The organism is Sphingomonas hankookensis (assembly GCF_022664465.1).
GTDB classification, from domain to species: Bacteria; Pseudomonadota; Alphaproteobacteria; order Sphingomonadales; family Sphingomonadaceae; genus Sphingomonas; species Sphingomonas hankookensis.
This window is the reverse complement of sequence record NZ_JAKREV010000010.1, coordinates 16,323-41,738: the sequence shown is the minus strand read 5'-3', so window position 1 is coordinate 41,738 and position 25,416 is coordinate 16,323. Positions and strand designations below refer to the sequence as shown.

At 64.8% G+C, this 25,416-nt stretch carries 22 protein-coding genes and 1 pseudogene; 13 read left to right on the top strand and 10 right to left on the bottom strand.

Annotation, left to right across the window (positions count from 1 at the left end; translation table 11 throughout):
• Positions 1-6: 6 nt before the first annotated feature.
• Complete coding sequence (locus MF610_RS17750) at positions 7-303, bottom strand: putative quinol monooxygenase (protein WP_037528217.1); 297 nt, start codon at positions 301-303, stop codon at positions 7-9.
• A 71-nt stretch (positions 304-374) separates the two neighbouring features.
• Positions 375-1,169 (bottom strand): type 1 glutamine amidotransferase domain-containing protein, encoded by a 795-nt coding sequence (locus tag MF610_RS17745; RefSeq protein WP_242201598.1) that lies wholly within the window; start codon positions 1,167-1,169, stop codon positions 375-377.
• A 113-nt stretch (positions 1,170-1,282) separates the two neighbouring features.
• Here MF610_RS17745 and MF610_RS17740 point away from each other — a divergent pair, with 113 nt between their 5' ends.
• Both MF610_RS17740 and MF610_RS17735 read left to right on the top strand, forming a co-directional pair.
• Positions 1,283-2,218 carry a LysR family transcriptional regulator gene (locus tag MF610_RS17740; RefSeq protein WP_037528216.1) on the top strand — a complete coding sequence of 312 codons (936 nt, stop codon included), beginning with the start codon at positions 1,283-1,285 and terminating at the stop codon, positions 2,216-2,218.
• An 84-nt stretch (positions 2,219-2,302) separates the two neighbouring features.
• A complete protein-coding gene (locus tag MF610_RS17735; protein WP_242201596.1) occupies positions 2,303-3,319 on the top strand; it encodes a zinc-binding alcohol dehydrogenase family protein in 1,017 nt (338 codons plus the stop codon).
• Between the two features lie 218 nt (positions 3,320-3,537).
• On the opposite strand, the gene MF610_RS17730 is transcribed toward MF610_RS17735, so the two are convergent.
• Positions 3,538-4,446, bottom strand: a complete 909-nt coding sequence (locus MF610_RS17730; RefSeq protein ID WP_037528212.1) for a LysR family transcriptional regulator — start codon at positions 4,444-4,446, stop codon at positions 3,538-3,540.
• Between the two features lie 126 nt (positions 4,447-4,572).
• Between MF610_RS17730 and MF610_RS17725 the strand changes: the two genes are divergently transcribed.
• From MF610_RS17725 to MF610_RS17715, 3 genes and pseudogenes are all read left to right on the top strand, one after another.
• A complete protein-coding gene (locus MF610_RS17725) occupies positions 4,573-5,373 on the top strand; it encodes a DODA-type extradiol aromatic ring-opening family dioxygenase (protein ID WP_242201594.1) in 801 nt (266 codons plus the stop codon).
• Positions 5,374-5,402: 29 nt separating this feature from the next.
• Entirely contained in the window at positions 5,403-6,257 is an 855-nt protein-coding gene (locus tag MF610_RS17720; protein WP_037528209.1) for an SDR family oxidoreductase, read from the top strand.
• 624 nt (positions 6,258-6,881) lie between these two features.
• Positions 6,882-7,164, top strand: a pseudogene (locus tag MF610_RS17715) (IS3 family transposase); the annotation flags it as partial.
• Positions 7,165-7,250: 86 nt separating this feature from the next.
• On the opposite strand, the gene MF610_RS17710 reads toward MF610_RS17715, so the two are convergent.
• Positions 7,251-8,777 (bottom strand): alginate export family protein, encoded by a 1,527-nt coding sequence (locus tag MF610_RS17710; RefSeq protein ID WP_242201592.1) that lies wholly within the window; start codon positions 8,775-8,777, stop codon positions 7,251-7,253.
• A gap of 282 nt (positions 8,778-9,059) precedes the next feature.
• Here MF610_RS17710 and MF610_RS17705 point away from each other — a divergent pair, with 282 nt between their 5' ends.
• From MF610_RS17705 to MF610_RS17675, 7 genes are read left to right on the top strand one after another with little or no spacing between them, the layout of a single operon-like run.
• Entirely contained in the window at positions 9,060-10,400 is a 1,341-nt protein-coding gene (locus MF610_RS17705) for an MFS transporter (protein WP_242201590.1), read from the top strand.
• Positions 10,397-13,381: a xanthine dehydrogenase family protein molybdopterin-binding subunit gene (locus tag MF610_RS17700; RefSeq protein ID WP_242201588.1), complete on the top strand. Its 2,985-nt coding sequence runs from the start codon at positions 10,397-10,399 to the stop codon at positions 13,379-13,381. The genes MF610_RS17705 and MF610_RS17700 overlap by 4 nt, the downstream gene beginning before the upstream one ends.
• Positions 13,378-14,205 carry an FAD binding domain-containing protein gene (locus MF610_RS17695; protein WP_242201586.1) on the top strand — a complete coding sequence of 276 codons (828 nt, stop codon included), beginning with the start codon at positions 13,378-13,380 and terminating at the stop codon, positions 14,203-14,205. Before MF610_RS17700 ends, MF610_RS17695 begins: the two co-directional genes overlap by 4 nt.
• The gene (locus tag MF610_RS17690; RefSeq protein ID WP_242201585.1) at positions 14,193-14,744 is read left to right on the top strand and encodes a (2Fe-2S)-binding protein; all 552 of its coding nucleotides are present in this window, start codon (positions 14,193-14,195) and stop codon (positions 14,742-14,744) included. The genes MF610_RS17695 and MF610_RS17690 overlap by 13 nt, the downstream gene beginning before the upstream one ends.
• Positions 14,737-16,284, top strand: a complete 1,548-nt coding sequence (locus MF610_RS17685) for an AMP-binding protein (RefSeq protein ID WP_242201584.1) — start codon at positions 14,737-14,739, stop codon at positions 16,282-16,284. Before MF610_RS17690 ends, MF610_RS17685 begins: the two co-directional genes overlap by 8 nt.
• On the top strand, positions 16,281-17,066 hold the full coding sequence (locus MF610_RS17680; protein ID WP_242201583.1) for an enoyl-CoA hydratase/isomerase family protein: 786 nt from the start codon (positions 16,281-16,283) through the stop codon (positions 17,064-17,066). The genes MF610_RS17685 and MF610_RS17680 overlap by 4 nt, the downstream gene beginning before the upstream one ends.
• Before the next feature lie 49 nt (positions 17,067-17,115).
• Entirely contained in the window at positions 17,116-17,568 is a 453-nt protein-coding gene (locus tag MF610_RS17675; RefSeq protein WP_242201582.1) for a MaoC/PaaZ C-terminal domain-containing protein, read from the top strand.
• Here the strand turns inward: MF610_RS17675 and MF610_RS17670 are convergent.
• From MF610_RS17670 to MF610_RS17655, 4 genes are all read right to left on the bottom strand, one after another.
• Positions 17,565-18,134, bottom strand: coding sequence for a UbiX family flavin prenyltransferase (locus MF610_RS17670; RefSeq protein WP_242201581.1), 570 nt, complete (start codon positions 18,132-18,134; stop codon positions 17,565-17,567). The genes MF610_RS17675 and MF610_RS17670 overlap by 4 nt on opposite strands.
• On the bottom strand, positions 18,131-19,582 hold the full coding sequence (locus MF610_RS17665; RefSeq protein WP_242201580.1) for an aldehyde dehydrogenase family protein: 1,452 nt from the start codon (positions 19,580-19,582) through the stop codon (positions 18,131-18,133). The genes MF610_RS17670 and MF610_RS17665 overlap by 4 nt, the downstream gene beginning before the upstream one ends.
• Before the next feature lie 11 nt (positions 19,583-19,593).
• Positions 19,594-20,352, bottom strand: coding sequence for an SDR family NAD(P)-dependent oxidoreductase (locus MF610_RS17660; protein ID WP_242201579.1), 759 nt, complete (start codon positions 20,350-20,352; stop codon positions 19,594-19,596).
• A gap of 91 nt (positions 20,353-20,443) precedes the next feature.
• Entirely contained in the window at positions 20,444-21,364 is a 921-nt protein-coding gene (locus tag MF610_RS17655; RefSeq protein WP_277924193.1) for a LysR family transcriptional regulator, read from the bottom strand.
• Positions 21,365-21,493: 129 nt separating this feature from the next.
• Here MF610_RS17655 and MF610_RS17650 point away from each other — a divergent pair, with 129 nt between their 5' ends.
• The gene (locus tag MF610_RS17650) at positions 21,494-22,882 is read left to right on the top strand and encodes a UbiD family decarboxylase (protein WP_242201577.1); all 1,389 of its coding nucleotides are present in this window, start codon (positions 21,494-21,496) and stop codon (positions 22,880-22,882) included.
• Between the two features lie 77 nt (positions 22,883-22,959).
• Here MF610_RS17650 and MF610_RS17645 read toward each other — a convergent pair whose 3' ends face one another.
• Both MF610_RS17645 and MF610_RS17640 read right to left on the bottom strand, forming a co-directional pair.
• Positions 22,960-24,375 carry a sodium:solute symporter family protein gene (locus MF610_RS17645; protein WP_242201576.1) on the bottom strand — a complete coding sequence of 472 codons (1,416 nt, stop codon included), beginning with the start codon at positions 24,373-24,375 and terminating at the stop codon, positions 22,960-22,962.
• Between the two features lie 114 nt (positions 24,376-24,489).
• A complete protein-coding gene (locus tag MF610_RS17640) occupies positions 24,490-25,329 on the bottom strand; it encodes a sterol desaturase family protein (protein ID WP_242201575.1) in 840 nt (279 codons plus the stop codon).
• Positions 25,330-25,416 lie beyond the last annotated feature (87 nt).

Here is a 25,416-nt window from a genome sequence, read left to right as displayed (position 1 = left end):
GCACCCTCAGGTCGCGGAGACGGGGTTGAGGACGAACGCGCCGCGCTCGGCCAGATCGCCGATCTGAGAGAGGTAGTTCTGGAAGTGGGGCGTCGCGCGGTGGGCGGCAACCGCATCCGCGTCCGCGTACAGCTCGTCGAGGACGAAGCGGTTCGGATCGCTCTGGTCCTGCCAGAGATCGTAGCGCAAATTGCCCGGCTCGGCACGGCTCGGCTTTAACATGGCGTCGAGCAGAGCGTGCAGGCGGTCGACGGTATCCGCACGGGCGGTGAGCACGGCGACGATCTTCACGTTGGCTGTCATGGCACCGTTCCTTGTCATGGTTATATGCGAAGCGGGGCGCATCCTGAGCGCCCCGCCCGTCATCCTGGTACTCACGCAGCGGCGTGATCGAGGGCTTCGATCAAAGCGTCGGCCATGGCCTGGTCCGACGCCGGATTCTGACCCGTGATCAGCTCCCGGTCCACGACGACATTCGAAGCGAAGTTCTTGTCAGTGACCGAGACGTCGCCACCGGCCGACCGCAGCGCCTTTTCCATGTCGAAAAAGAGCTCGCCCTTCAGCACTTGCTCCTCAGCGATCTTCTCCTCATTCGCCGAGAAGACGGTCATGCGGTAGCCTGAGTAGATCCAGTCTCGCGCCAGGTCGGCCGCCCCGGCGTCATCGCCTTCCTCCAGCGCCTTGCGGAAGGCCGGAGCATCGTCGAGCGTAGCGACAACGGCTACCGGTCCGTGGCAGAGGAGCGCGGTCGGCTTGGCCGCCGTGTGAAAGTGACGGAGGATCGTGCCCGCGTCGTGGTCTTGCATCAGGTCGACGACGGGAGCGTGGCCGCCCGGCACGAACACTCCGACGAAGCCGTCCAGGCCGCCCTCGACGACAGAGCGCAAGCTGCGGACGTCGTTCATCGCCGGATGGCTGGCAAAAAAGTCCTTGGCTCGCTGGAATGCCGTCTCATCGCCACCAAAATGATCAACCGAAACGGAGACGGCGTCGATGTGCGGCTTAGCCCCATTGGGCGTGGCGAGAACGATATCATAGCCGGCGTCGAGCAGAGCCAGCGCAGGGACTGCCGTCTCGTTGAGATACTGACCGACCGTCGCGGTACCGCCGCCACGCAGACCGATCTGCGTCGCGTTCGATCCAAGAACGAGAACCTGTCCCTTGCTCATCTGAACCTCCATGTTCGCGGCGCCCGTCGCCGATGGATGGGAAATGGGCGTCGTTGACATATTCCAGAAGTTTATTTTTTTGATTTCAGATATAATGCTAACAGGATGACTGCATGCGCTACGATCTGAACCTGCTGCCGATCTTCGTCGCGTTGATGGAGGAGCGCAGCGTCACGCGGGCCGCCGAGCGCATGGGCATGACACAGCCCGCCCTGTCTAACGCCCTGTCGCGTCTACGACTGATGCTTCAGGACCAACTGTTCGTCCGCGAGCGCTACGGCATCCAGCCGACCCCGATCGCGCTTGAACTCTCGCCGCTGATCGCCGAGGCACTCGCGCAGCTCGACGACGCGATCCTCGGTCAGCAGGCCTTCGATCCCGCACAGGCCGAACGGCTCTTCACCATCGCGCCGAACGGCTATGTCGAGTTCGTCCTGGTCCCCGCTGTCGTGGCGCGCCTGGAGAAGGTCGCGCCTGGCATCAAGCTCCGCCTGACCCCCTACGGCAACGATCTCGTTGAGACGGGCGTCGTGTCGGGCATGACGGCGCTCGTGCTGGGCCGCATCGTCGACCCGCCTGACAACCTCGTCGTCCAGCACCTGATGGACGAAGGGCTCGCCTGCGCCGTCCGCGCCGACCATCCGGACGTCGGCGATGCCATGACGCGCGAGCAGTTCGAGGCAATGAAGCACGTCAACATCGTGCCGCCCGGACGGATGCGCGCCGGGCTGTTCCAGGCGCTGGCGCATCAGCAGCTGAAGCGCAACGTCGCGATCTCGGTGACCAACTTCTTCGCGGTAGCCGAGATGGTGGCGGTGACCGACTACTGCGCCATCCTACCCTCACTCATCTGCAGGCGGCTGATGCACGACCCCCGGCTGAAGATCCTGCCGGCCCCGGTCGACCTCGGCAGCTTTCCCGTTGAGATGGCGTGGCACGTCCGCTATCGGCACGACCCCGCGCATCGCTGGCTGCGGGCACTAATCGGCGAGGTTATCACCGATCTCAAGGGGAAGACGGCAGCGGCAGCCACGCCGTCGCCAGCCTGAGGACGATGTCGAACCGCGACGTCGCTTGTGCGTATCCCGTACGCGACAAAATTCGCTATATAGCCCCTGACAATAGGAATTATCATGCGCGCAATCGGCTACCAGCAGCCCGGAACGATCGATCGCACGGAAGCTCTCGTCGATATCGAACTTCCCGATCCCAACGCTACCGGCCGTGATCTCCTCGTCGAGGTCAAGGCTGTCTCGGTAAACCCGGTTGACACGAAGGTGCGCGCTGGCTCGGGTTCGATCCACGGTGATTGGCGTGTCCTGGGTTGGGATGCCGCCGGTGTCGTTCGCGCTGTTGGCCCTGAAGTGCGCGGCTTCGAACCGGGCGACGAGGTGTTCTACGCGGGCAGCATCGGCCGCGATGGGACCAACGCCGAGTTGCACTTGGTCGACGAGCGCATTGTCGGGAAGAAACCGGCCAGCCTCGATTGGGCAGAGGCAGCGGCGTTGCCGCTGACGGCGATCACCGCGTGGGAGGCCCTCTTCGAGCGATTGTCCGTGCGTACTCCTGTAGCCGGTGCAGCACATGCGCTGTTGATTGTCGGGGGTGCCGGCGGGGTAGGCTCGATGGCAATCCAGCTTGCTCGCCAAGTACCCGAGCTGATCGTCATTGCGACAGCCTCGCGCCCTGAAACGCAGGCCTGGGTGGGCGAGCTCGGTGCGCACCATGTCATCGATCATCGCCAGCCGCTGGCTCGGCAAGTGGCGAATTTGGGCATTGGCGCGCCGGCTTTCGTCTTCTCGACCACGCACACCGACGAGCATATCGAGCAGATCGCCGAGCTGATCGCCCCGCAGGGACGTTTTGCGCTCATCGACGACCCCAAGACGCTCGATGTCGTACCGTTCAAACGCAAGTCGGTGTCGACCCACTGGGAGTTTATGTTCACCAGGTCCATGTTCGAGACCGCTGATATGGAAACGCAGGGTCAGACCCTGTCGGCCATCGCCAGCCTCGTGGACGCCGGGGAGGTGCGCACCACCCTCACCGAACGTTTCTCCCCCATCAACGCCGCGAACCTCAAGCGCGCGCACCAGGCGCTTGAGAGCACTACCGCACGCGGCAAGATCGTCATCGAGGGTTGGCAGTGATGCGGTTCACGCTCACCCGCAACGTCCGCCGCGCCCGCGGCCCCCGCTGCACCAACTGAAAGGGACCAAGCCTCGGCGTTATCGATGCCAGCCATGTGCGGTTGTGGGCGTCGCTTTCGCTGGGTCACTGATATCTACAATCATAAAAGACCATGATGTTTTGAGATAGCAGACGCGGTCCTCGGGTGAAAACTCGGGACGTCTGCTAGCTCGGCCTCTCACCAATCGGTGCCAAGAGCGGGGAGTGCTTCGGCTAAGAAGTCAATCCACGCCCGCGTCTTGGCGGCGGGGCGCCGCGTCGGGTGTGTGATGGCATATGCCGCTCCCAGCATCATAGGCGGCTCGTCCAGCTCAAGCTCGCTCAATTGGCCGGCGCGAAGCGCCTCTGCCGCAATAAAGCGTGGCCCATAAACCAGCCCTTGGCCCGCGATGGCAGCGCGAACCAAGGCCTCGCCATTGTCGGAACACATCGATCCTGAGATCGGCACTTTGATCGTCCCGTCTTTGCCGAACGCCCACGATGTCGTTCCTGCAAGCGACGCGTTGGTGTGGCCGAGGCAATCGTGATCGCCAAGATCGGCCAGGCGGGTGGGCGTTCCGCGCCGCTCCAGGTAGGCGGGGGCGGCACACAGCACGACGCGCATCGCCACGAGCTTGCGGGCAACAAGCGCACTGTCGGCAAGGCGCCCGATCCTCACGGCCACATCCCATCGCTCTTCCAGCAGGTCGACGTAGCGATCGTTGAAGCCCAGTTCGATCGTCACCTCGGAATGACGCGCGGAGAATGTAGGGACGAGCGAGGCAAGGTGCAGGACGCCGAAGGTGGCGGGCGCACTGACGCGCAGCAGTCCCCGCGCGGTGATCGATCGCGACGATGCCTCCGCCTCGGCTTCACCGATCTCCATCAGGATACGTTCGGCCTTCTCGAAATAGTCAGCGCCCGCCTCGGTCAGCGACAGTCGACGCGTCGAGCGCTGGACCAGCGTTGTGCAAAGCCGCGCTTCAAGGGCGTCGAGGTGCTTGGCCGCCATCGCAGGCGACATGTGCAGATCACGGGCGGCAGCAGAGATGCCACCGAGCCTGATCGCCCGCACGAATACGTCCATACCCGTCAACCGATCCGCCATGACTTCCTACCCGTGGTTGAAGCTGATCCTTCTACGCGAGCGATTATCATTGCGCGATAGCGGGCACATATTCCGGCCAACAGATCGATGAACCAGGCCGCCTCCGCGGCGCCTGCACCGGAGTGTATGACCATGAGCGTCCAGCCCACCTACTTCATCCCGCATGGCGGCGGCCCCTGCTTCTTCATGGACGATCCGCGCGGCGTGTGGACCGGTATGGAAGCGTTCCTGCGCAACCTGCCGAACACGCTCGCCGAGAAGCCCAAGGCCATCCTCGTCGTCTCGGGACATTGGGAGACGGACGGCTTCGCCTTCACCGGCGCCGAACGGCCCGAACTGATCTACGACTATTACAACTTCCCGCCCCATACCTATCAGCTGCGCTACGACGTGCCAGGCGCACCCGCGCTCGCCGCTCGTGCCGCGGCCTTGCTCAAGGATGCGGGTATCCCCTCGACTGTCGACGCGAAGCGGGGCCTAGATCACGGCGTGTTCGTCCCCCTCAAAGTGGCTTTTCCGGATGCGGACATTCCGCTGATCGAGATGTCCGTCGAGCGGGGGCTGGACCCGGCCCTCCATGTCGCTGCGGGCCGCGCCCTTGCGCCGCTGCGTGAGGAGGGCGTGCTGATCCTCGGCTCGGGCATGAGCTTTCACAACATGCGCGCCTATGGCGACCCGCGCTCGACGCCCGGCTCGCAAGCGTTCGACCAGTGGCTGGCCGAAAGCATGGAACTCGACGGCCCGCAGCGGGCCGAGCGCCTGGCGCGCTGGGCCGATGCGCCCTCGGCACGGTTCGCCCATCCCCCGGCCAAGGAGGAGCATCTGCTGCCCCTGATGGTCGCAGCCGGTGCGACCGAGGGCGAAGGCGCCCGGGTCTATGCCGAGGAAGTCCTGTCGACCGCCATTTCGGGCTTCCGTTTCAACTAATCTTATCGCGTCACCGAAGGAGAATTGTCATGACTATCGCCGTCACCGGCGCGACCGGCCAGCTTGGCCGCCTCGTCATCGAAAGCCTGAAGCGCAAATCGACCGGCGAGCCGATCGTGGCGCTGGTGCGCTCGCCCGAAAAGGCCAGCGATCTGGGCGTCGAGGCACGCGCTTTCGATTACGCGCAGCCCGAGACGCTCGCTCCGGCGCTGGCCGGGGTCGACACGCTGCTCCTGATCTCATCGAGCGAGGTCGGGCAGCGCGAGCCGCAGCACCGCAACGTCATCGAGGCCGCCAAGCAGGCAGGCATCAAGCGTATCGTCTATACCAGCCTGCTGCATGCCGACCGCTCGCCGATCAGTCTGGGCGAGGAGCATCGCGCGACCGAAGCGCTGCTGGCGTCCTCCGGTATCCCGACGACCCTCCTGCGCAATGGCTGGTACACCGAGAACTACACCGGCTCGATTCCCGCAGCCCTGGAGAATGGTGCGCTCGTCGGCAGCGCTGGCGAGGGACGCCTGTCGCTCGCGACCCGCGCTGATTATGCCCAAGCCGCAGCCATCGTGCTGACCAGCGCCGGCCATGAGGGCAAGACCTATGAGCTGGCCGGTGACGACGCGGTGATGCTCGCCGACCTTGCCGCCGAGATCTCACGCCAGACGGGTTGCGACATCCCGTACCGCGATCTGCCGCAGGCAGATTATGCCGCGATCCTGAGGCAGGTCGGCCTGCCCGACGGCTTTGCTGAAGGGCTTGCCGCGTGGGACGTCGATGCCTCGAAGGGCGCGTTGTTCGATGACGGCCATCAGCTCTCGAAGCTGATCGGGCGTCCGACGACACCGCTGGCCGATGCCGTGCGGGCGCAACTCACCGCGCAGGGCTGACTTTACGAACAAACCCGACCGGCGAAGGTTATCCCTGGAAGGTAGCTCAGAAGACCGACCTTTCCAGCAAGACGGCGCTCGTGACCGGTTCGACCGCCGGGATCGGCTTTGCGCTCGCTAAAATATTGGCGGCAGCCGGGTCAATCGTCGTCTTGAATGGGCGCGCCGAGAGTTGTACCTAAGAGGCTGTCGCCAACCTCAAGCGCGAGGTCGTGCATGTTGATGTACGCAGTGTGGCCGGTAACGTCGGGACCAGCGGTCGACATCCTGGTCAGCAATGCCGGCATCTTCGGCACTCAGGCCTTTTCGAGATCCCCGATGAGGAATGGGAATGCTTGTGCCGATCCATCCTACTTTGTCCGAACTGATCCCGACCGTGCTGCTCGGCCTCCAGCCGGTCGGTAAACACGCATGAGCACTTTTGGCACGCGCGAGCACCAGATGTTTCCGGTCCTCGAGTCGGGGCAACTCGAAATCGCGTCCCGGTTCGCGAGCGGCCCCGCGCAGAAATTTGCTTCCGGCACGGTGGTTTTCGATATCGGCGAGCTGGGAGCGCCGGCGTGGCTGGTGCTCGCCGGGTCGATCGATGTCGTGCGACGCGACGGCTTGAGCCACGAGGCGGTCACTAGCATGGAGTGGGCTGGCTTCATCCGGGCTCACAATCTTGAGCACTCGATGAGCCGACGCGGCAACTGCCATGACAATGCCGTCGCCGAGAGCTTCTTCTCCTTGCTCAAGCGTGAGCGCATCCGGCGCTGCACCAATAAAACCCGTGAGGAAGCCCGGCAGGACGCGTTCGAATACGTCGAGATGTTCTATCAACCCTGTACGCAAGCGGGTCAGGAACGGGATGCTGTCGCCCGTCGCGTTCGAACGGCAGCAGGTTTTAAAGGCGGAAGGCGTCTAGAAAACTAGGGGCTACTCAGGCTGAAGCTTGGTATTCACATCGGAGCATTCGGACTCGGCGTTGACAGACCTTGGATCGATCCGTTTTCAAAAACGGAAGGTCGTCCATACTCCGGTAAACAGCGAGTCCGCATAGCCGGCGCGCGTCAATACATTCCCCGCGCGGAGATATTCTGCCCGAAGCGTGAACGACAGATTCGGCGTGGCAGACCAGACGGCATTTAGTCGGCCCAACTGTGCGACGTCGTGGCCGGCCACGTTCTGCGTGCCCGCATAGGCGTTGCCGACTCCGCTGTAGACCGCATCGTGTTCGTCGTTGCGCCACACGAATGCGAGCTCGGTGAGGACGCGCACGCCCTTCAACGGCGTAAAGCTGACGGTCGGCGCGACGTCCAGATAGTTGGTCGGGCCGACAAAGATGCCGTAGCTGAAATAGGGGGCTGTCCCGAACAACTGGCTGGCATTGTGCAGCGTGCCCGTCCCGAACGCACCGCCCCCCGAGCTAATGTCGGCCCGCCAGCCGATCCGCGTGGCGGTCGGGGTCGGCTTGCCAAGCGCGAAGGTCTGCGCGGCGAAAATTTGATAGGCCGATACGGCACGTCCGTCATAGGTGCCGGACTGATGGTTGGCGCTCACGTCGACATTGATGGGTCCGATATCGCCCCACAGCCGCACCCCCCAGAACCGGCGTTCCTCGCGCGCCACAGTGGCGCCCCAGCGCTGGTTGCGGTTGCGCAGATAATAGAAGAACGGATCGACATAGAGTTTCGAACTGCCGAACGCATTCGTGGGGACGACGACGCTGCCGGTGACGCCCGAGAAGCGCCGGCTCTTGTCGGTCGGATCGTCAAACGCGTCGAGCCCGAGCCGGGTATAGTGCAGGTCGAACACGCCGATGCGCGCCCGCCTGCCCGTCGCATAGGCGCGCACGCCATCGAAGGTGATGCGGATGTTGGGGTTTTCCTGGATGCTGACCAGCTGGATCGGGCCGTCCTGGAAGTCCTGCCGGCCGACGCGGATGCCGGCGTTCATGCCGCCGACATTTCCCTTCACTTCGGCGAAGAGTTGCTGGACGAGCAGGTCGTTGCGCTGGACGGGCGTGACCGCACCAAAATAGCCGCCTTCCTGCACGCCGCTCGCAAGCTCGCCATAGGCGCGGAAGTTCTTGCCGATGTGCAGGTCGGCGCCAACGACGTTGCGCAGCAGGATCGCGTTAGTATCGCGCCCGGCACGCAGGCCCGGACTCGTGATGGTATCGTGGCGCAGACGTTGCTCGTCGCTGAGTGTCAGATAGATGTCGCCACCCTCGTCGAACGGGATGAACTTGAGCGCATCGAAAGGGCCCGTGCGTTTCGACCGGTCGCGCAGGAATGACCAGTCCTCTGCCCAGCGTGCCAGGTAGAATCGTGGTCCGGCCTTGGCGCCATAGCCCAAGGCTGCTTCGGGATAGCTGCCAGCGGGTGCGGCACCGGGGGCCGGAACGATTCCCTGCTGATCGACCGGGGCGGCGGGCGAGACCGGAAGCTGTTGGATGGGCGTGGGCTGGGTCTGCCCCAAGGCGATTCCCGGCATCGTCATGGCCGCGATCGCGACCCCTTTCGGCAGGCGCTTCATCATCGTCTCCAACTGAACGGGCGGTCGTTTCCGGTCTTCGCGCCGGCCGCCTCTTCGCAAGCGCGAGGCTATGGTTCGAAACCGATCACGACAAATAAGCTTATGCGATGCCATCCATCATTTCGGATGATGGGAACGGCACCATGTCGATCACAGGGGATGATGCCGAGCATCATCTGATCTTATTTGTTTTGATAGCGATAAAGCCTGATCATTGCTCGACCCAAGACGTGCGTCGGGCACGGGGGACGGCAATAGCCGCCTTGGCCGAGAGGATCGATGATGGACGCAACCATGACTGTGGAAGAGGGCAAGGCGACGGGTTCGCAGACGAGTATGCGCGCCGTGATCGCATCGTGCTTTGGATGGGGGCTCGACCTGTTCGACCTCTTCATCCTGCTGTACGTCGCGCCGGCGGTGGGCAAGCATTTCTTCCCGTCGCACGAACCCATGCTGTCGCTTGCAGGCGCCTATGCCGCCTTTGCGGTTACGTTGCTGATGCGGCCGCTGGGGTCGGCATTGTTCGGATCCTATGCCGATAGGCATGGACGCAAGGGCGCGATGATCCTCGCGGTCGCCGGCGTAGGCATCGCCACCGCGGCGTTCGGCCTGTTGCCGACGGTCGAGATGATCGGGATCTGGGCGACGATCCTGTTCTTGCTGCTGCGCCTCGTGCAGGGCATCTTCGTCGGGGGCGTCGTCGCCTCTACGCACGTCATCGGCACGGAATCGGTGCCCGAGCGCTGGCGCGGCATGATGAGCGGTACGATCGGCGGTGGCGGCGCGGCGATTGGAACGCTGCTTGCTTCCATCGCGTTCATGGGCGTGTCTTATGTGTTCCCCGGCGACAGCTTCAACGAGACCGGCTGGCGATTCATGTTCTTCTGCGGGCTGATCACCTCGGTTATCGGGCTGATCCTGTTCCGCGGTCTCGTCGAATCGCCGCACTTCCGCGAGGCGCAGGAGGCCAAGGCGGCGAAGGCGCGCGCCGAGAAGGAGATCGTCGGTCCGTCGCCGCTCAAGACGCTGATGGCGAACCCCGACTATCGCAAGCGCTTCCTGGTCAACCTGCTGCTCAGCACCGGCGCGGGAGCGAGCTATTATCTGACTGCTGGTTATCTGCCGACTTATCTGAAGCTGGTGAACGGGCTGTCCGGTCCGGCGGCCTCTTCGATCATGCTGATGGGCAGCGTGGCCGGTGCGATCTCGTCGATCGGGCTCGGCGAACTCAGCCAGCATATCGGGCGCAAGAAGGCGTTCCTGGCCATCGGTGTCGTCTGCCTGCTGGCGCTGCCCTTCCTGATCCTCAACCTCGGCAGCGCGACCGGCGGGGCTGTCACCGCCTATGCGCTGGCGATCAGCTTCCTCGGCTCGGCGGGGTTTGCGCCGCTTATGATCTTCCTCAACGAGCGCTTCCCGACCGAAATCCGCTCGACCGGCACGGGATTGTCGTGGAACGTCGGCTTCGCGATCGGCGGAATCATGCCGACCTTCGTCTCGCTCGCCTCGGCGACGCCCGCCGACATCCCGCAAAGCCTAGCGATTTTCCTGGCCGGTGCCTGCGCGCTCTATCTGGTCGGCGGCCTCGTCGCCCCCGAAACTAAGGGAAGGCTCGCCACGTGAACGTGATCGATCGGCCAAAGACGGATAATTGGGTCGGCAAGTCGCTGCCGCGCGTCGAGGATGCCGCGCTGTTGACGGGGCGAGGACGCTATATCGACGATCTGGGCGTCAAGCCTGGGACCGCGCATGCGGCGATCCTCCGCTCGCCGCACGGGCATGCGAACATCCTCGGGATCGACGCCGCGCGCGCGCGCGCTCTACCGGGCGTGTTCGCGGTGATTACTGCGGAGGAGGTGCAGCGATACGGCTCGAGCCTCGTCGTGGGGCTTAAGATACCGGTCGAATGCTGGCCGCTCGCGATCGACAAAGTGCGCTATTATGGTGAGCCGGTCGCGGTCGTCGTCGCACTCGACCGCTATGTCGCCGAAGACGCGCTCGACCTGATCGCCGTCAGATACGAGACGCTGGCGGCGGTCATCGATCCCGAGGAGGCGCTCGCGGACGATGCGCCGGTGCTGCACGAAGGGCTCAAAGGCAACCTCGCGAACGAGCGGCGCTTCACGTACGGCGATCCTGACGCCGCGTTTGCCGCCGCGCCGCACCGGATCGGCATCGACGTCAAGTTCCCGCGCAGCGCCTGCACGCCGATCGAGACCTATGGCATAGTCGCCGAATATGACCCCGGTGCCGACGCCTATGACGTGCTGGCGAATTTCCAGGGGCCGTTCAGCATCCATGCGGTGATGGCGCGCGCGCTGAACGTGCCGGGTAACCGGCTGCGGCTGCGCACGCCTGGCGACAGCGGCGGCAGCTTCGGCATCAAGCAGGCCATATTTCCCTATGTCGTGCTGATCGGCATCGCCGCGCGTGTCGCCGGGCGTCCGGTGAAGTGGGTCGAGGATCGGCTCGAACATCTGATGGCGTCGACCGTCGCGACGAATCGCGTTACGACCCTGGCGGCGGCGGTCGAGACGGACGGGCGGATCACGGCCTTATCCTGGGACCAGATCGAGGACACTGGGGCGCATCTGCGCGCGCCCGAGCCTGCCACGCTCTATCGCATGCACGGCAACATGACCGGCGCCTATGCGATCCGCAACGTTGCGATCCGCAACCGTGTGGTGTTGACCAACAAGATGCCGACCGGGCTCAATCGCGGGTTTGGCGGACCGCAGGTCTATTATGCGCTCGAACGGCTGATGCAGCGTATCGCGGTCGAACTAGATATCGATCCCGTCGATGTAATCCGGCGGAATTTCATTCCCGCCGGCGAGTTTCCCTACCGGACCGCGTCGGGCGCGCTGTACGACAGCGGCGATTATCAGGCCGCGCTTGCGACGGCGATCGCCCAGGGCGGGCTCGAGGAGTTGAAGGCGAGGCGCGACGCCGCGCGTGCCGAGGGGCGGCTGTACGGCATCGGCTATGCCGCGGTGGTCGAGCCGAGCGTGTCGAACATGGGCTATATCACGGCGGTCCTGACGCCTGACCAGCGCGCGAAGGCGGGCGCGAAGAACGGCGCGCAGGCGACCGCGACGATCAGCCTGGACGCGGTCGGATCGGTGACCATCCATGTCGCATCGGTGCCGCAGGGGCAGGGGCATCGCACGGTCCTGTCGCAGGTGGTCGCCGACGCGTTCGGACTGAAGCCGTCGGACATCGCGGTGGCGACCGAGCTCGACACCGCGAAGGACGCGTGGTCGATCGCATCGGGAAACTATTCGAGCCGCTTCGCGGCTGCAGTCGCAGGGGCGGCGCAGATTGCGGCGATGAGGCTGCGCGCCAAGCTGGCCGCGATCGCCGCCAAGCAGTTGAACGCCGAACTGGAGGACATCGTCTTTGCCGGAGGGCGCGTGCATGCGGGCGATCCCGCCACGTCGCTGGCGTTTGGGCGGGTCGCGTCGGCGAGCCACTGGGCGCCCGCCGATTTGCCGCAGGGCGTCGATCACGCGATCCGCGAGACCGCCTTCTGGACGCCGCCCGAACTGACTGCGCCGACCGGTGACGACCTGATCAATTCGTCGCTCTGCCACGGCTTCATCTTCGACATCTGCGCGGTCGAGATCGATCGCGTCACCTGCGAGGTGAAGATCGACCGCTACGTCACGATGCACGACTGTGGGAAGATCCTGCATCCCGGCATGGTCGAGGGGCAGGTAACGGGCGGTTTCGCGCACGCTCTGGGTGCCGCCCTCTACGAGGAAAGCAGCTATGCCCCCGACGGCGGACTGCTGTCGGGCACCCTGGCCGACTATCTGATCCCGACGATCATGGAAACGCCGGCGCTGCGGATCCTGCATCACGAGAGCCCGTCGCCATTCACGCCGCTGGGCGCCAAGGGCGTGGGCGAGGGCAATTGCATGTCGACGCCGGTGTGCATCGCCAACGCGGTCGCCGATGCGCTGGGGATCGCCGACATCACGCTGCCCATCCTGCCGGCCAAGCTCGCCGAGCATGTCCACGGGATCGAACCGGAGCCGCGCAATCCGCCCGCGCCCAAGGCGAAGTCCACTATGGGCAAGCCGGGCGAACGCATGCTGACCGGACAGGGCAAGGCCGTGGTGGAGGCGCCGCGTCAGAAGATCTGGGACATGCTGCTCGATCCCCAGGCGCTGATGTCGATCATCCCCGGCGCGCACGGCGTCGAGAAGGTATCGGACACCGAATTCCGCGCCGACGTGACGCTCGGCATCGGGCCGGTGAAGGGGCGCTATTCGGCGGCGATCAGTCTCACCGATCTGAATGAGCCCGAATCGGTAACGCTGTCGGGTGGGACCGAGGGCGCGCTCGGATCGGGCCATGGCAGCGGTCGCGTGACGCTGACCGAGGAAGCCGGCAAGACGACCATCACGTATACCTACGAAGCGGCGGTCGGCGGCAAGGTCGCTTCGATCGGCGGGCGCCTGCTCGACGGCGCCGCACGCGTCGTGATCGGCCAGTTCTTCGACGCGCTCGCGCGCAAGGCGGGCGGGAAGACCGGCGGGCGCATTCGCCTGCCAGCGGCGTTCAAGCGGCTGTTCGCGATGCTGGGAGTCGGTGCATGAAGCCTGCAGCATTCGACTATCTGCGCGCAGGCGATGCCGCCGAGGCGCTGGAGGCGCTGCATCAGGAGGGTGGCGATGCGCGCATCCTGGCGGGGGGGCAATCGCTGTTCCCGATGCTCAACATGAGGCTGGCGCGGCCCAAGCTGCTCGTAGACGTGATGCACGTCGCCGAGTTCGGGCGCATCGACGACGACGGCAGGACGATCCGGATCGGGGCTGGCGTGCGCCAGGCGGTGCTCGAGCGGCACGTCGACCTGAAGGCGCGCCAGCCGATGCTCGCCGCCGCGCTTGCCTGGGTCGGCCATGCGCAGACCCGCGCGCGTGGCACGGTGTGCGGGTCGATCGCGCATGCCGATCCATCGGGCGAGCTGCCGCTGGCATTGCTGACGCTCGGCGGCAGCGTGCATCTGCGTAATCGCAAGAAGCGTCGCGTGCTCGCGGCCAATGCCTTCACCACCGGCATGATGGCGACGCAGAAGGGCGACGACGAGCTGATCGAGGCGGTGTCGTTCCCCGTCGCGGTACCAGGCACCGGCTATGCGTTTCGCGAGATCGGGCGCCGGCACGGCGACTTCGCGATCGTCGCCTGCGCCGCCGTTGTCGACGCGGCGAAGACCGTGCTGGGGATCGGTGGCGTCGCCGACATGCCGGTACGCCGCGAATTGCCGCTGCCGGCCGATCCCGCCTTTGCCGACGCGCTCAACCAGTTCGCTTGGGACCTGGACGCGCGCGACGATCTCCATGCCACCGGTCGCTATCGCCGCGATCTCGTTCGCCAGCTGGGACGACAGACCATCGAGGAGGCCGCATCATGCCGCGCCTGAATGCCGATACCCGTCACCGTGTGGCCTTCACGCTCAACGGCAGGCCCGTGTCGGGGCAAGCCGAGCCGCGCATGCTCCTGAGCGATTTCCTGCGCCATGAGATCGGCGCGACCGGCACACATCTCGGTTGCGAGCACGGCGTATGCGGGGCGTGCACGGTGCAGATCGATGGCGGGCTCGCGCGTGCTTGCCTGGCGCTGGCGGTCCAGACCGAAGGTGCCGACGTGCGCACCGTCGAGGGGCTGTCGCCCGATGGGGGTGCGACGCTGTCGATCCTGCAGGAGGCGTTCCGCGAGCATCACGGATTGCAGTGCGGCTTCTGTACGCCGGGGTTCCTCGTCACGCTCGATGCGTTGTTTCGCGACGATCCGCATGCGAGCGAAACGCATATCCGTGAGATGCTGTCGGGCCATCTGTGCCGCTGCACCGGCTACGCACCCATCATCAAGGCAGCGCTCGCCGCCCAGGCGACGCTGCTGGCGCGCGGCGCGGTCGCGCATCCTGACGACACCATGCCCGAAGAGGACGTCCATGCTTGACCTCGGCACAACCTATCTCGCCGCGCTCGAACGCGATCCCGATGCGCTCGCGGTCGTCGATGGCGATGTCCGGCTGAGCTATGCGCGATGGTACGTCCGCATCTCCGCGCTGGTCACCGCGCTCGACGATATCGGGCTGAAGCGGGGCGACCACCTCGTCAGCGTGCTGCGCAACCGGTGGCAGGCGGCGACGCTGCATTGGGCCTGCCAGTTCGCAGGCATCATCCTGACGCCGATCAACTGGCGCGCCAAATCAGACGAGGTGAGCTACACCGTCCACGATTCGGAAGCGCGTGCGATCGTGTACGAGGATTTTCCGGCCAAGGCGGTCGCGGCGGCGGGGCTCGACGGATCGATCATCCGCATCAGCCTTGACGACGCGCGGCCCGGCGAACTGCGGTTCGCCGACCTGCTGGCGGGCGGCGGTGCTCCCGCCAAGCCCAGGGTCGATGCCGAGGCCTGGTCGCTGATGCTCTATACCTCAGGCACGACCTCCAAGCCCAAGGGCGTGCCTCGCCGCCAGCGCGCTGAACGCGCCGCCGCGATCGCGCATGTCGCGCAAAACCTGTACGGCTATGGCGAGCGCACGCTGGGCGTGATGCCGCTCTATCACACGATGGGCGTGCGCTCGCTGCTGGCCTGCGCGATCACCAACGGCACCTTCGTGTGCATGCCAAAATTCGATGCGGGCGAGGCGATCCGGCTGATCGAGCAGGAGCGGATCGAGAACCTCTATCTTGTCCCGACTCTCTATCACGACATCGTCAACCACCCCGATTTCGCGCCCGAGCGTGTGGCGTCTGCGCGTAAGCTGGGGTTCGCGGGTGCGCCGATGACCGACGGCTTGCTCAAGATGATCGACGCCGCGTTCAAGCCTGAACTCTTCGTCAATCACTACGGATCGTCGGAGATCTACACCTGCACGATCGACCAGGATGCGCGCCGCAAGCCGGGGAGCGCTGGCAAGTCGGGGATCAACCAGATGATCCGCGTCGTCGCTCTCGACGGCGAGGATCCCGACCAGATCGTCGGACGCGGTGTCGAAGGTCAGATCATCGCCACGCTGGCGGGTGACGAGGCGTTCGAGGGCTATTGGCGCCGGCCCGAGGCCGACGAACGATCGCTGAAGGACGGCTGGTTCTTCAGTTCGGACACCGGATATTACGACGCTGACGGCGACCTGTTCGTGACCGGGCGCCTCGACGACATGATCATCTCGGGCGGCGAGAACGTGTCCCCGGTCGAGGTCGAGAGCCTGTTGTCGCTCCATCCCGCCGTATCCGAGGTGGCGGTCGTGGGGCTGCCCGACGAGCGATGGGGCAAGGCGATCACAGCCTTCGTCACGCCGTCCGCCCCCGTGACCGCCGAGGAACTCGACGCCTATTGCGCCAACTCGAGCCTTGCCAATTTCAAGCGCCCGCGCGCCTTCGTGTTCGTGCGCGAGATCCCGAAATCGCCCGTCGGTAAGCTGCTGCGGCGCCTGCTCGTGTCCGGCGACTACACCCCCCTCCCATCCCCAATAGAAGGATCTGCAGCATGACCGATGCCTACACCAATCTCGACGGTTTCACCGTCGTCATCGACGCCGAACAGAAACGCGGCGACATCATTCTCGACCGGGATGAGTACAACACGATCAGCATGGCGCAGCGCGACCAGCTGAAGGCGGTGTTCGAAGCGCTCGACGAGGACGACCGCGTCCGCGTGATCGTCGTGCGCGCGATCGGCAAGCATTTCTCGTCGGGCGGCTATATCATGGGCTTCCTGGAAGCGACGCCCGAGCATGTGTCGAAGCTCGCGTGGAACGTCGCCGCGCCCGCGCGTTGCGCGAAGCCGGTGATCGCGGCCAATCGCGGCTATTGCTTCGGCGTCGGGTTCGAGCTGTCGCTCGCTTGCGATTTCCGCCTCGTGACCGAGACCACGCAATATGCGTTGCCGGAGCAGAAGCTGGGGCAGATCCCCGGGTCGGGCGGGTCGGCGCGACTGCAGAAGATCGTCGGCATCACGCGGACCAAGGACATCGTCATGCGCTCGCGCCGCATCAAGGGCCAGCAGGCCTATGACTGGGGCATCGCGACAGAGATCGTCGCCGATGGCGAACTGGAGGCCGCGACCGATGCACTGGTCAAGGAACTCGTCGGCTTCTCACCGCTCGCGCAGCGGACCGCGAAGAAGCTGCTTAACGACACCGAGGATTCGAGCCTCGCGATCGCGATCGAACTCGAGGGGCATTGCTACAGCCGGCTGCGCTCGTCGGAGGATTTTGCCGAAGGGGTGAAGGCGTTCCACGAGAAGCGCGTTCCTGTCTTCAAGGGCCTGTGAGGAGAAGCGGGGTCGGCCAGCCGACCCCGCTTTCACGAAAGACGAGCCGATGCGCGACAACCGCTATCTTGAAGACATCGTGCCGGGCGAGACCTCGGTCGGCACGCCAATCACGATCACCGAAGCTGCGATCATCACCTTCGCCACCGACTACGATCCGCAGCCAATGCATGTCGATCCCGACGCCGCGCATGCGGGACGATTCGGCGGGATCATCGCGAGCGGATGGCATGTCGCCGCGCTGGTGATGCGCGACTTCGTCGACTCCGCGCCGTTCGGGGGTACACCATTGCTCGGCATGCGCACCGATGCGCTGTGCTGGCTGCTGCCTGTCCGCCCGGGGGATACGCTGATCGCGCACCGCAAGGTCCAGGACGTCGTACGGTCGCGCAAGCGCCCCGATCGAGGCCGTATCCTGCTCGCGACGGCGGTCGCGAACCAGACCGGAGCGATCGCGATGACTCTCGAAACGCTGATCCAGATACCCGCGCGTGGCGGTTAGCCGTCGCTCTTCCAGCGGTGCACGAGCCCTGCGTCGACGTCGAACAGGTCGAGCACGCGTCCGATGGTGTGGTCGACCATGTCGTCCAGGCTCTGCGGCCGCGCGTAGAAGGCGGGCACGGGCGGCGCGACGATCGCGCCGATTTCCGACAATTGCGTCATGGTGCGCAGGTGACCGGTGTGCAGCGGCGTCTCGCGGACCATCAGCACCAGTCGGCGGCGCTCCTTCAGCACGACGTCGGCGGCGCGGGTGAGCAGGCTGGAGGTCACCCCGCTCGCGATCTCCGACATCGAGCGCATCGAACATGGCGCAACGACCATGCCGCGCGTGCGGAACGAACCCGACGAGATCGACGCGGCGATATCCTGCTGCGCATGGACATGCGTCGCCAGCGCCTTCACATCGGCGATCTTGCGGTCGGTCTCGTGCGCGATAGTGATCTCGCCAGACCGCGACAGCACCAGATGCGTCTCGATCGCCAGTTCGCGCAGGATCTCCAGCATACGGATGCCGTAGACGACGCCCGACGCCCCCGAGATGCCGATGATAAGCGGCAGGCCCGTCATCCGCGCGCCTCCCCGCGCCCGACCACGCCGGGTGCCTGGTAGATGTGCTTGAGTTCGGTAAAGTCGGCGAGCGCGTCATAACCATGCAGGCGGCCGATCCCGCTCTGCCGATAGCCACCGGTTTCGGCCTCGGCGAACAGCGTGTTGTGCGCGTTGATCCAGACGGTTCCGTTGCGCAGCGCGCGCGCCATGCGCAGGCCCGCTGCGCCGTCGTTCGTCCACACGCTCGCCGACAGGCCGAAAATGGTATCGTTCGCGCGGGCCACCGCTTCGGCTTCGGTCTCGAAGCTTTCGATCGTGACGAACGGGCCGAAGATCTCTTGCTGCATAAAGAACGCGCTTGTATCCTGATGGTGGACGAGGGTCGGTGTCAGGAACGCGCCCGCGCCCTCCAGGCTCCGGCCACGTAACAGGACGTCATCGGCCTCATTGCAGGCGCGATCGATCATCGCCGCGACGCGATCACGTGACGTGGGGTCGATCAGCGGCCCGATCCGACTGGCGGCGTCTAAGCCGTTGCCGACCGTCAGCGCCTGGAGCGCCCGCGTCAGGGCGCGCTTCATCGCGTCCAGCTTTGACCGATGCACCAGCACGCGTCGCGCGGCGGTGCATTGCTGACCCGTGATGATCGTCGCGGCCGCGGCGAGCTTGGGTGCGACCGCGTCGATATCGGCATCCGCGAGGACGATCGCACACGACTTGCCGCCGAGTTCGAGCGACAGCTTCTTCATCGTATCGGCGGCGCTGCGCATGATGTCCTTGCCGACCGCGGTCGATCCGGTGAAGCAGATCATGTCGATGTCCGGCGAGGACGCGAGCAGCCGCGCTCCGTCATGCCCGGTTTCGGCAAAGACGTTGACAACGCCCGCCGGCAAGCGCGGATCGTGCAGCAGCGGGTCAAGGAATGCCGCGTTGAACAGAACCGTCTGCGCGGCGGGCTTTATCACGGTCGTGCAACCCGCAGCCAGCGCCGGGCCGATGCCGCGCGCGAGCAGCACCGCCGGCGCATTCCAGGGCACGATAATCGCGGCGACGCCGATGGGCTCGCGCAGGACGGTCGACAGCACGCCGGGTTCTGGCTCGAGTACATGGCCCGGGATATGTCGCGCGAGCCCGGCATAATATTCGATCTCCGAAATCGCGCCTAGCACCTCGCCGCGCGCCTGCGCGATGACCTTGCCGTTCTCGCGCGTCAGCAACTCGGCGAGGCTGTCGACGCGCGGGGCGAGCGCCGCCGCCCAGTCGAGCATGATGCGCTGGCGCAGGCGCGGTGCCATCGGCCAGTCGCTGGTATCGAACGCGCCACGGGCAGCGGCGATAGCGGCCTTTGCCTCGGGCGCGCCGCCGTTCGCGAATGCGCCCGTGATCGCGCCGGTCGCGGGGTCGAGGCTGTCGGCGGGCGCGGTGTAGACGGCGGCGCCGTCGATCCAGTGGGGGGTGACGTTCATGGTGGCGGTCCTCAATGCGTCACCGAGCCGCCATCGACGACGATGGTCTGGCCGGTCATGAAATCGCTGTCGCCGCTTGCGAGGAAGATCAGCGTGCCGGTCAGATCCTCGGGCACCGCCTCGCGCTTGAGGCAGCGGCTGGCGATGTTGGCCTCGGAGATCCGGCCGGCCCAGTCGCCGTTCGCGGCGACGTTGGCGCTCATCGTCAGGCCCGGCGCCAGGCAGTTGCAGCGGATGCCGGCGTCGCCTGCCTCGCGCGCGATCGAGCGCGTCATCGCGACGATCGCGCCCTTGGACGACACATAATGGAGCATCATCGGCGCGCCCTTGAACACCGTGCCCGACGCGATGTTGACGATCTTGCCGTAACCCTGGCGGCGCATGACGGGCATCACCGCCTTCACGCATTCGAACGATCCGCGCACGTTGACGCTCATCACGCGGTCCCATTCGTCCGACGTGATCTGCTCCAAGGGCTTGAGCGCGAGATTGCCGAACAGTGCGGCGTTGTTGACGAGTATCTGGATGCCGCCATAGGTCGCCTCGACATCGGCGACGAAGCGCGCAACCGCCCGTGCATCGGTGACGTCGCAGGCTGCGGCGAACACCTCTCCGCCCGCCGCGCGGATCGCGTCGGCGGTGTCGTTGGGGCTGGCGATGTCGCAGATCGCGAGGCGCGCGCCTTCCTTGGCCAGAGCCATCGCGTAGATCGCGCCGATCCCTTGCGCCGCGCCGGTCACGATGATGCTGCGTCCTGTCAGTCGGGTCATGCGCTCTCCTGTCCACCGCAATGCGGCCTGATCTTTGCGCAGATACTAAGGACGGGCCAGGGATCACGTCGAATAATAACGGCTTATCGGTTCAATCAGGCGCAGTGATCCAGCCGTCGCCCGCCATCGCGACCAGAGCCTGGCGGAGATGATCGATAAAGGCGTGACTGGCCGGGCTCAGCGGATGGCGCGGATGGTGGATGACGGCGAGGCGGCGGACCATCATCGGTTCGATCGCGCGTATGTGTACGCGTCGCGGTGCGAGATGACGGCGGATGGCGAGGCTCGGCAGGATCGTCGCCCAGTCGCTGCCTGCGACAAGTTCGACGATTCCCTCGATCGCATCCAGCTCGAGCCGCGGTTCGAGCGTGACGTTGCGGTTTGCCAGATGCCGCTCCAACTCGGTGCGCAGGCCGTGTCGGCGCGTCGGCAGAACCAGCTTGTAGTCAGTCAGCCGTTTGATCGAAACCGCACCTTCGTCCTCGCCCTCATCGTCAGCTGCGCCGGTGACGAGCACCATCTGCTCTTCGACCAGCGGATCGACGATCAGTCCCAGCTTGCGCGACGGGCGGTTGATGACCGCGAAGTCGAGCTGTCCTTCGTTCACCAGATCGATGAAAGTCGAGCTGTAGCCGTCGACGACCGCGACCTCTATCTCGGGATAATCGTCGGCGAACCCTGTCAGCATACCCGGTATCAGACTGGTCGCGAGCGACGCGAGCATGCCCATCGTGACCCTGCCCGACACGACGCCTGACAGCCGCGCCATATGCTCGTGCGCGAGCGAAAGGTTGCGCACGACTGGCAGCACGAGGCGATGGAGCGTACGACCGGCAGCGGTCGGGACCATCGATTTCGGTGTGCGGTCGAACAGTTTCTGACCCAGTTCGCGCTCCATCCGAGCGATCTGCATCGAGACCGCGGGCTGGACGACATGGAGTCGTTGTGCGGCGCGCGTCACACTGCCTTCCTCGAACAAGGCGATGAAATAATTGATCTGGCGAAGGTCCATGATCCGAACTCCGAGGCTGCCGCTGTTCAGGTCTGCTGATACGAGGGATCAGTAGGAATTATTTCTGTTTATGCGCGCGGTGTCTAGGTTAGTCGAGCAGCGCCGGGAAATGGCGTGAGGGAGAGATCGATGACGACCGACATCAACCACGCCTTGTCCTTGCGGGAATGGCTGACGCGGCTTCAGGATACGGGCCGTCTGTCAGTCGCCAAACCTGGACTCGATTTGCGCCATCAGGTCGCGGCGGTGGCGCAGGCGCTGGACGGCAGGCGCGCGACGCTGTTCCCCGAACCGTCCGAGCACCCGGTGAGCGTGATATCCGGCATCGTTTCGGACCGGGGTTGGATGGCCGAGTCGCTGGGCGTCGCACCCGCCGACCTTCTCGAACATGTCCAGCGTGCCGCCGCCGAACCGCTGCCATGGAACGAAGTGCAGAGCGAGACCGCACCGACACACGAGGTGGTGCACCGCGATGTCGACATCCTTCGCCAATTGCCGGTGCCTACGCACAACGAGCATGACAGCGGCGCTTATATTACCGCCGGCATCCTCGTCTCGCGCGATCCCGAGACGGGAATCCAGAACGTCGCGATCCATCGTTGCCAGATCAGCGGCCCGGATCGGATCGGCATCCTGCTGCTGCCGCGGCATACCGACCATTATTATCGCAAGGCGGAAAAGCTCGGACGGCCACTAGAGATCGCGATCGCGATCGGGGTGTCGCCGGCATGTCTGCTCGCGAGCCAGGCGATCGTGCCGATCGACCATGACGAGCTGGAGATCGCCGGCGCGCTGGGCGGCTCGCCGCTCGACGTCGTCAAGTGCCTGACCAATGACGTCCGCGTGCCCGCCGATTCCGAGATCGTGATCGAAGGGCGCATTCTCCCCAAGACGCGTGAGCTCGAAGGGCCGTTCGGCGAGTTCCCGCAATATTATGGCGAGCGCGGCGAGCGCCACGTCATCCACGTTGATGCGATCACGCATCGCCGCGACCCGTTATTCCACACGATCGTCGGCGGCGGGTACGAGCATCTGTTGCTCGGCGCGATCCCGCGAGAGGCGACGATCCTCTCGACCTTGCAGCGCAGCTTTCCAGGCGTGGTCGACGTCCACCTCGCTATGGGAGGCGTCGGGCGCTATCATCTATACGTGAAGCTGCGCAAGACGCAGGAGGGGGAGGGTAAGAACGTTCTGCTCGGCGCCTTCGCGGCGCATTACGACATCAAGCACGCAGTCGTCGTCGACACCGATGTCGACATCCACGATCCGCGCGAAGTCGAATGGGCGGTCTCGACGCGGTTCCAGGCCGACAGGGACTTGGTCGTCATCGCTGACAGCCAGGGTTCTAAGCTCGATCCGTCCACCCGCGACGGGCTCGGCGCAAAGATGGGACTGGATGCGACGATACCGGTCGATGCGCCCGAGATGCAGTTCAAGCGGATCCGCGTGCCGGGATCGGAAGACCTCGACCTCGACGCGGTGCTGGCGCCCGACGCGCGGTGGAGTGACGCCGGCTGAACGGTCTTCGCGCCGAAGTGAAAAAGGCGGCGCCACCACGCGGTGACGCCGCCTTTTTCATGTCCGGACTATGCGCGTCAGGAGGCGACCGACGCCGGACCGGTATCGGCGCCGCGGAACAGATGGCTGAACCCCATCACCAGGATCGGGATGGCAACCGCGACATAGGCGTTGTCGATCCCGAACGGGTTGCCTGCCATGAACCACAGAATCGTCGCGACCAGCGACGCCTCGATGCTGACGAACGCACCGCGTCGCGTGCCGAATGTCGGCGCGTAGAAGGCCAGCAAGACAAGGAGCGCGAGCGATGCGCGCAGCGATTTTGCCAGGAACGTCACGCTGAGGACCTCGGTCGACAGGATCGCGAGGGGGATGGGCAGCAGGCCGGCCGCGATCGTCGCCCAGCGGATGAAGCGCAACGACCCCGTGCTCTCGCCGTCGTGCCCGGTGAGCGGCAGATAGAAGTCCTTGTAGACCAGAGTCGCCGCGCCGATGCTGAGCGCGGAAATCGTCCCGAACAACGACGCCGCGAGCCCGGCCACGACGATCGTCGCGGGCAGCTGGCTCATGTCGGCGACCAGCGTCGGAAAGGCCGCGGTCGCGGTGATGCCGGGATAGAGGACCTGGCAGACCATGCCGATCATCGCGGCGAGGATGCCGAACGGGATCAGCAGCATCGCCGAATAGAAGCTCGCACGCCGCGCGGTCGCACCGTCCTCGACCGTGTTGATTGCCTGCACGACATATTGCGTCGCGAACACAGCGCCGATGCCTGCGACCAGCCAAGCGCAGATCTGCGGCCAGCCGACCGCGGTCGCGTCGAACATCGCCGCAGGCAGGCGCGTCCGCAACGTTCCCACGCCGCCGACCTGAGACAGGCCGATTGCGAGCGCGATGACGATGCCCAGATACTTCACCATCGCATGGATGACGTTGGTATAGATGACCGAGCTCATGCCGCCGAGCCCGACATACAAGACGCCCGCTAGTCCGGTCGCGACGATCGCTGCGGACCGGTCGATACCGAACAGTGGCGAGATGATCGCACCTCCGCTGGTGTAGGTCGAAATGGCGACGATCTGCAACGCGAAGATCATGATGATCGACGTCGCGACCTTCACCGGCTGGCCATAGGTGCGCGCGAGGACACCCGAGATGGTATTCTCGCCGGTGTCCTTGAACTTGCGCGCCAGGAAGAGCGAGTAAAAGACGAACCCTATGCCGAGTGCGGCGACGTTCCACGCCGCCGATATTCCGACCTTGTAGCCCGCCTCCGCGGTGCCGACGCTGGCCGAGGTGCCGATGAACTCGGACATCAGCAGGAAGCCGATGAGCACGCCCGGGTAATGCACCCCGCCCGACGCGAAGCTCTTGGCCGTGCGTGCGTTCTTGCGCGCAGTGAAGCTGACGAAGGCGAGCGCGATCATATAGCCGATCGTGCCGGTCAGGATGATCGCGTCACGTCCCATGTCGGGCGCTCCGACCATCTTCATAATGGTTATGATGATGGCATGAGGCGTTCCAGTGCATATCGCATCCGCTCTTAGTCCGGCAGCGTCTTTCGGCTGCTTGGCTTAATCTGCCCGATTGGTGGTCGAACCGGCAAATCAGCGATGGTTATAGAGGGTATCAGATACATTCTGCCCTCTGGATTTGGCGGTCGGCCCATCATCAGAATGATCGCCATTAAACCGAAGCTCCTGAAGCATATGACGGTCGCCCGGTCCGTTGAACAAGGTGCCGATCAGGCCGCGATCGAGGTCGCTGGTCTTGAACAGGGCGTCGCAGATCGGAAAGGTCAGGTTGAAGTTCCGGGTCTGCATGAATCCCAGGACATGATGCTTTGCGTGCATGCGTCGCACGGTATTGATCAGCGGTATTCTACGCAGCCACGGATAATCCTTGTCCTCGAGATGAGAGAGCGTGTGAAGGCCTTCATACAGGAGGTAATAGGACGCCATCGACACCATGATGATGAACCCCGCGTTCTTCGAGATCAGCCAGCCCGCGAGAAGCGCGAAGGGTAACGCGGCGACGAGGAAGGCGATCGAAGCGAGCGGCGGGAATAAGAGCGCACGCCATTCCTTATGACCCTTGTAGGACAGGTCATGATGGGTGAAGAACTGGTGGTGGACGGTTACGTGGCGCTTGTAGACCGCTTCGAGTCCCGGGATCGGCCGATGCATGATGTAGCGGTGCGCGGCCCATTCTATCCAGTTTCCCAGCAGAAGGATCGGCACGATCATCGTCCATTCCAGGACGGTCGGGGGGACCATTCGGGACAGGCAGAAGGCGATCGTCCCAACCGTCACGACGAGCGTCTTGAGCAGGTGGATTTCGCCACGGTAGCCATGCGGCGTTTCGTCGACGAACTGTTTTCGAATGTATTTCTGGCGCTGTCTTTCGCGTGCATCGCGCTCGCGCGACTGAAACTGAACTTCGATCATGAGCATCTCTCCTTCGACCTACCCGCGCGTTCGACGCGCTGGGATTTTCGAAGAACAGCAGATCGGTCGCGGGAATGCTCGCTCCCC

Excerpts from the sequence above, each read along its gene's own strand:
- MF610_RS17705 (WP_242201590.1), top strand. The coding sequence starts at position 9,060 with ATGGACGCAACCATGACTGTGGAAGAGGGCAAGGCGACGGGTTCGCAG.
- MF610_RS17695 (WP_242201586.1), top strand. The coding sequence starts at position 13,378 with ATGAAGCCTGCAGCATTCGACTATCTGCGCGCAGGCGATGCCGCCGAG.
- MF610_RS17650 (WP_242201577.1), top strand. The coding sequence starts at position 21,494 with ATGACGACCGACATCAACCACGCCTTGTCCTTGCGGGAATGGCTGACG.
- MF610_RS17730 (WP_037528212.1), bottom strand. The coding sequence starts at position 4,446 with ATGGCGGATCGGTTGACGGGTATGGACGTATTCGTGCGGGCGATCAGG.
- MF610_RS17645 (WP_242201576.1), bottom strand. The coding sequence starts at position 24,375 with ATGAAGATGGTCGGAGCGCCCGACATGGGACGTGACGCGATCATCCTG.
- MF610_RS17670 (WP_242201581.1), bottom strand. The coding sequence starts at position 18,134 with ATGACGGGCCTGCCGCTTATCATCGGCATCTCGGGGGCGTCGGGCGTC.
- MF610_RS17720 (WP_037528209.1), top strand. The coding sequence starts at position 5,403 with ATGACTATCGCCGTCACCGGCGCGACCGGCCAGCTTGGCCGCCTCGTC.
- MF610_RS17680 (WP_242201583.1), top strand. The coding sequence starts at position 16,281 with ATGACCGATGCCTACACCAATCTCGACGGTTTCACCGTCGTCATCGAC.
- MF610_RS17685 (WP_242201584.1), top strand. The coding sequence starts at position 14,737 with ATGCTTGACCTCGGCACAACCTATCTCGCCGCGCTCGAACGCGATCCC.
- MF610_RS17655 (WP_277924193.1), bottom strand. The coding sequence starts at position 21,364 with ATGGACCTTCGCCAGATCAATTATTTCATCGCCTTGTTCGAGGAAGGC.
- MF610_RS17640 (WP_242201575.1), bottom strand. The coding sequence starts at position 25,329 with ATGATCGAAGTTCAGTTTCAGTCGCGCGAGCGCGATGCACGCGAAAGA.
- MF610_RS17740 (WP_037528216.1), top strand. The coding sequence starts at position 1,283 with ATGCGCTACGATCTGAACCTGCTGCCGATCTTCGTCGCGTTGATGGAG.
- MF610_RS17745 (WP_242201598.1), bottom strand. The coding sequence starts at position 1,169 with ATGAGCAAGGGACAGGTTCTCGTTCTTGGATCGAACGCGACGCAGATC.
- MF610_RS17690 (WP_242201585.1), top strand. The coding sequence starts at position 14,193 with ATGCCGCGCCTGAATGCCGATACCCGTCACCGTGTGGCCTTCACGCTC.
- MF610_RS17735 (WP_242201596.1), top strand. The coding sequence starts at position 2,303 with ATGCGCGCAATCGGCTACCAGCAGCCCGGAACGATCGATCGCACGGAA.
- MF610_RS17660 (WP_242201579.1), bottom strand. The coding sequence starts at position 20,352 with ATGACCCGACTGACAGGACGCAGCATCATCGTGACCGGCGCGGCGCAA.
- MF610_RS17665 (WP_242201580.1), bottom strand. The coding sequence starts at position 19,582 with ATGAACGTCACCCCCCACTGGATCGACGGCGCCGCCGTCTACACCGCG.
- MF610_RS17750 (WP_037528217.1), bottom strand. The coding sequence starts at position 303 with ATGACAGCCAACGTGAAGATCGTCGCCGTGCTCACCGCCCGTGCGGAT.
- MF610_RS17710 (WP_242201592.1), bottom strand. The coding sequence starts at position 8,777 with ATGAAGCGCCTGCCGAAAGGGGTCGCGATCGCGGCCATGACGATGCCG.
- MF610_RS17675 (WP_242201582.1), top strand. The coding sequence starts at position 17,116 with ATGCGCGACAACCGCTATCTTGAAGACATCGTGCCGGGCGAGACCTCG.
- MF610_RS17725 (WP_242201594.1), top strand. The coding sequence starts at position 4,573 with ATGACCATGAGCGTCCAGCCCACCTACTTCATCCCGCATGGCGGCGGC.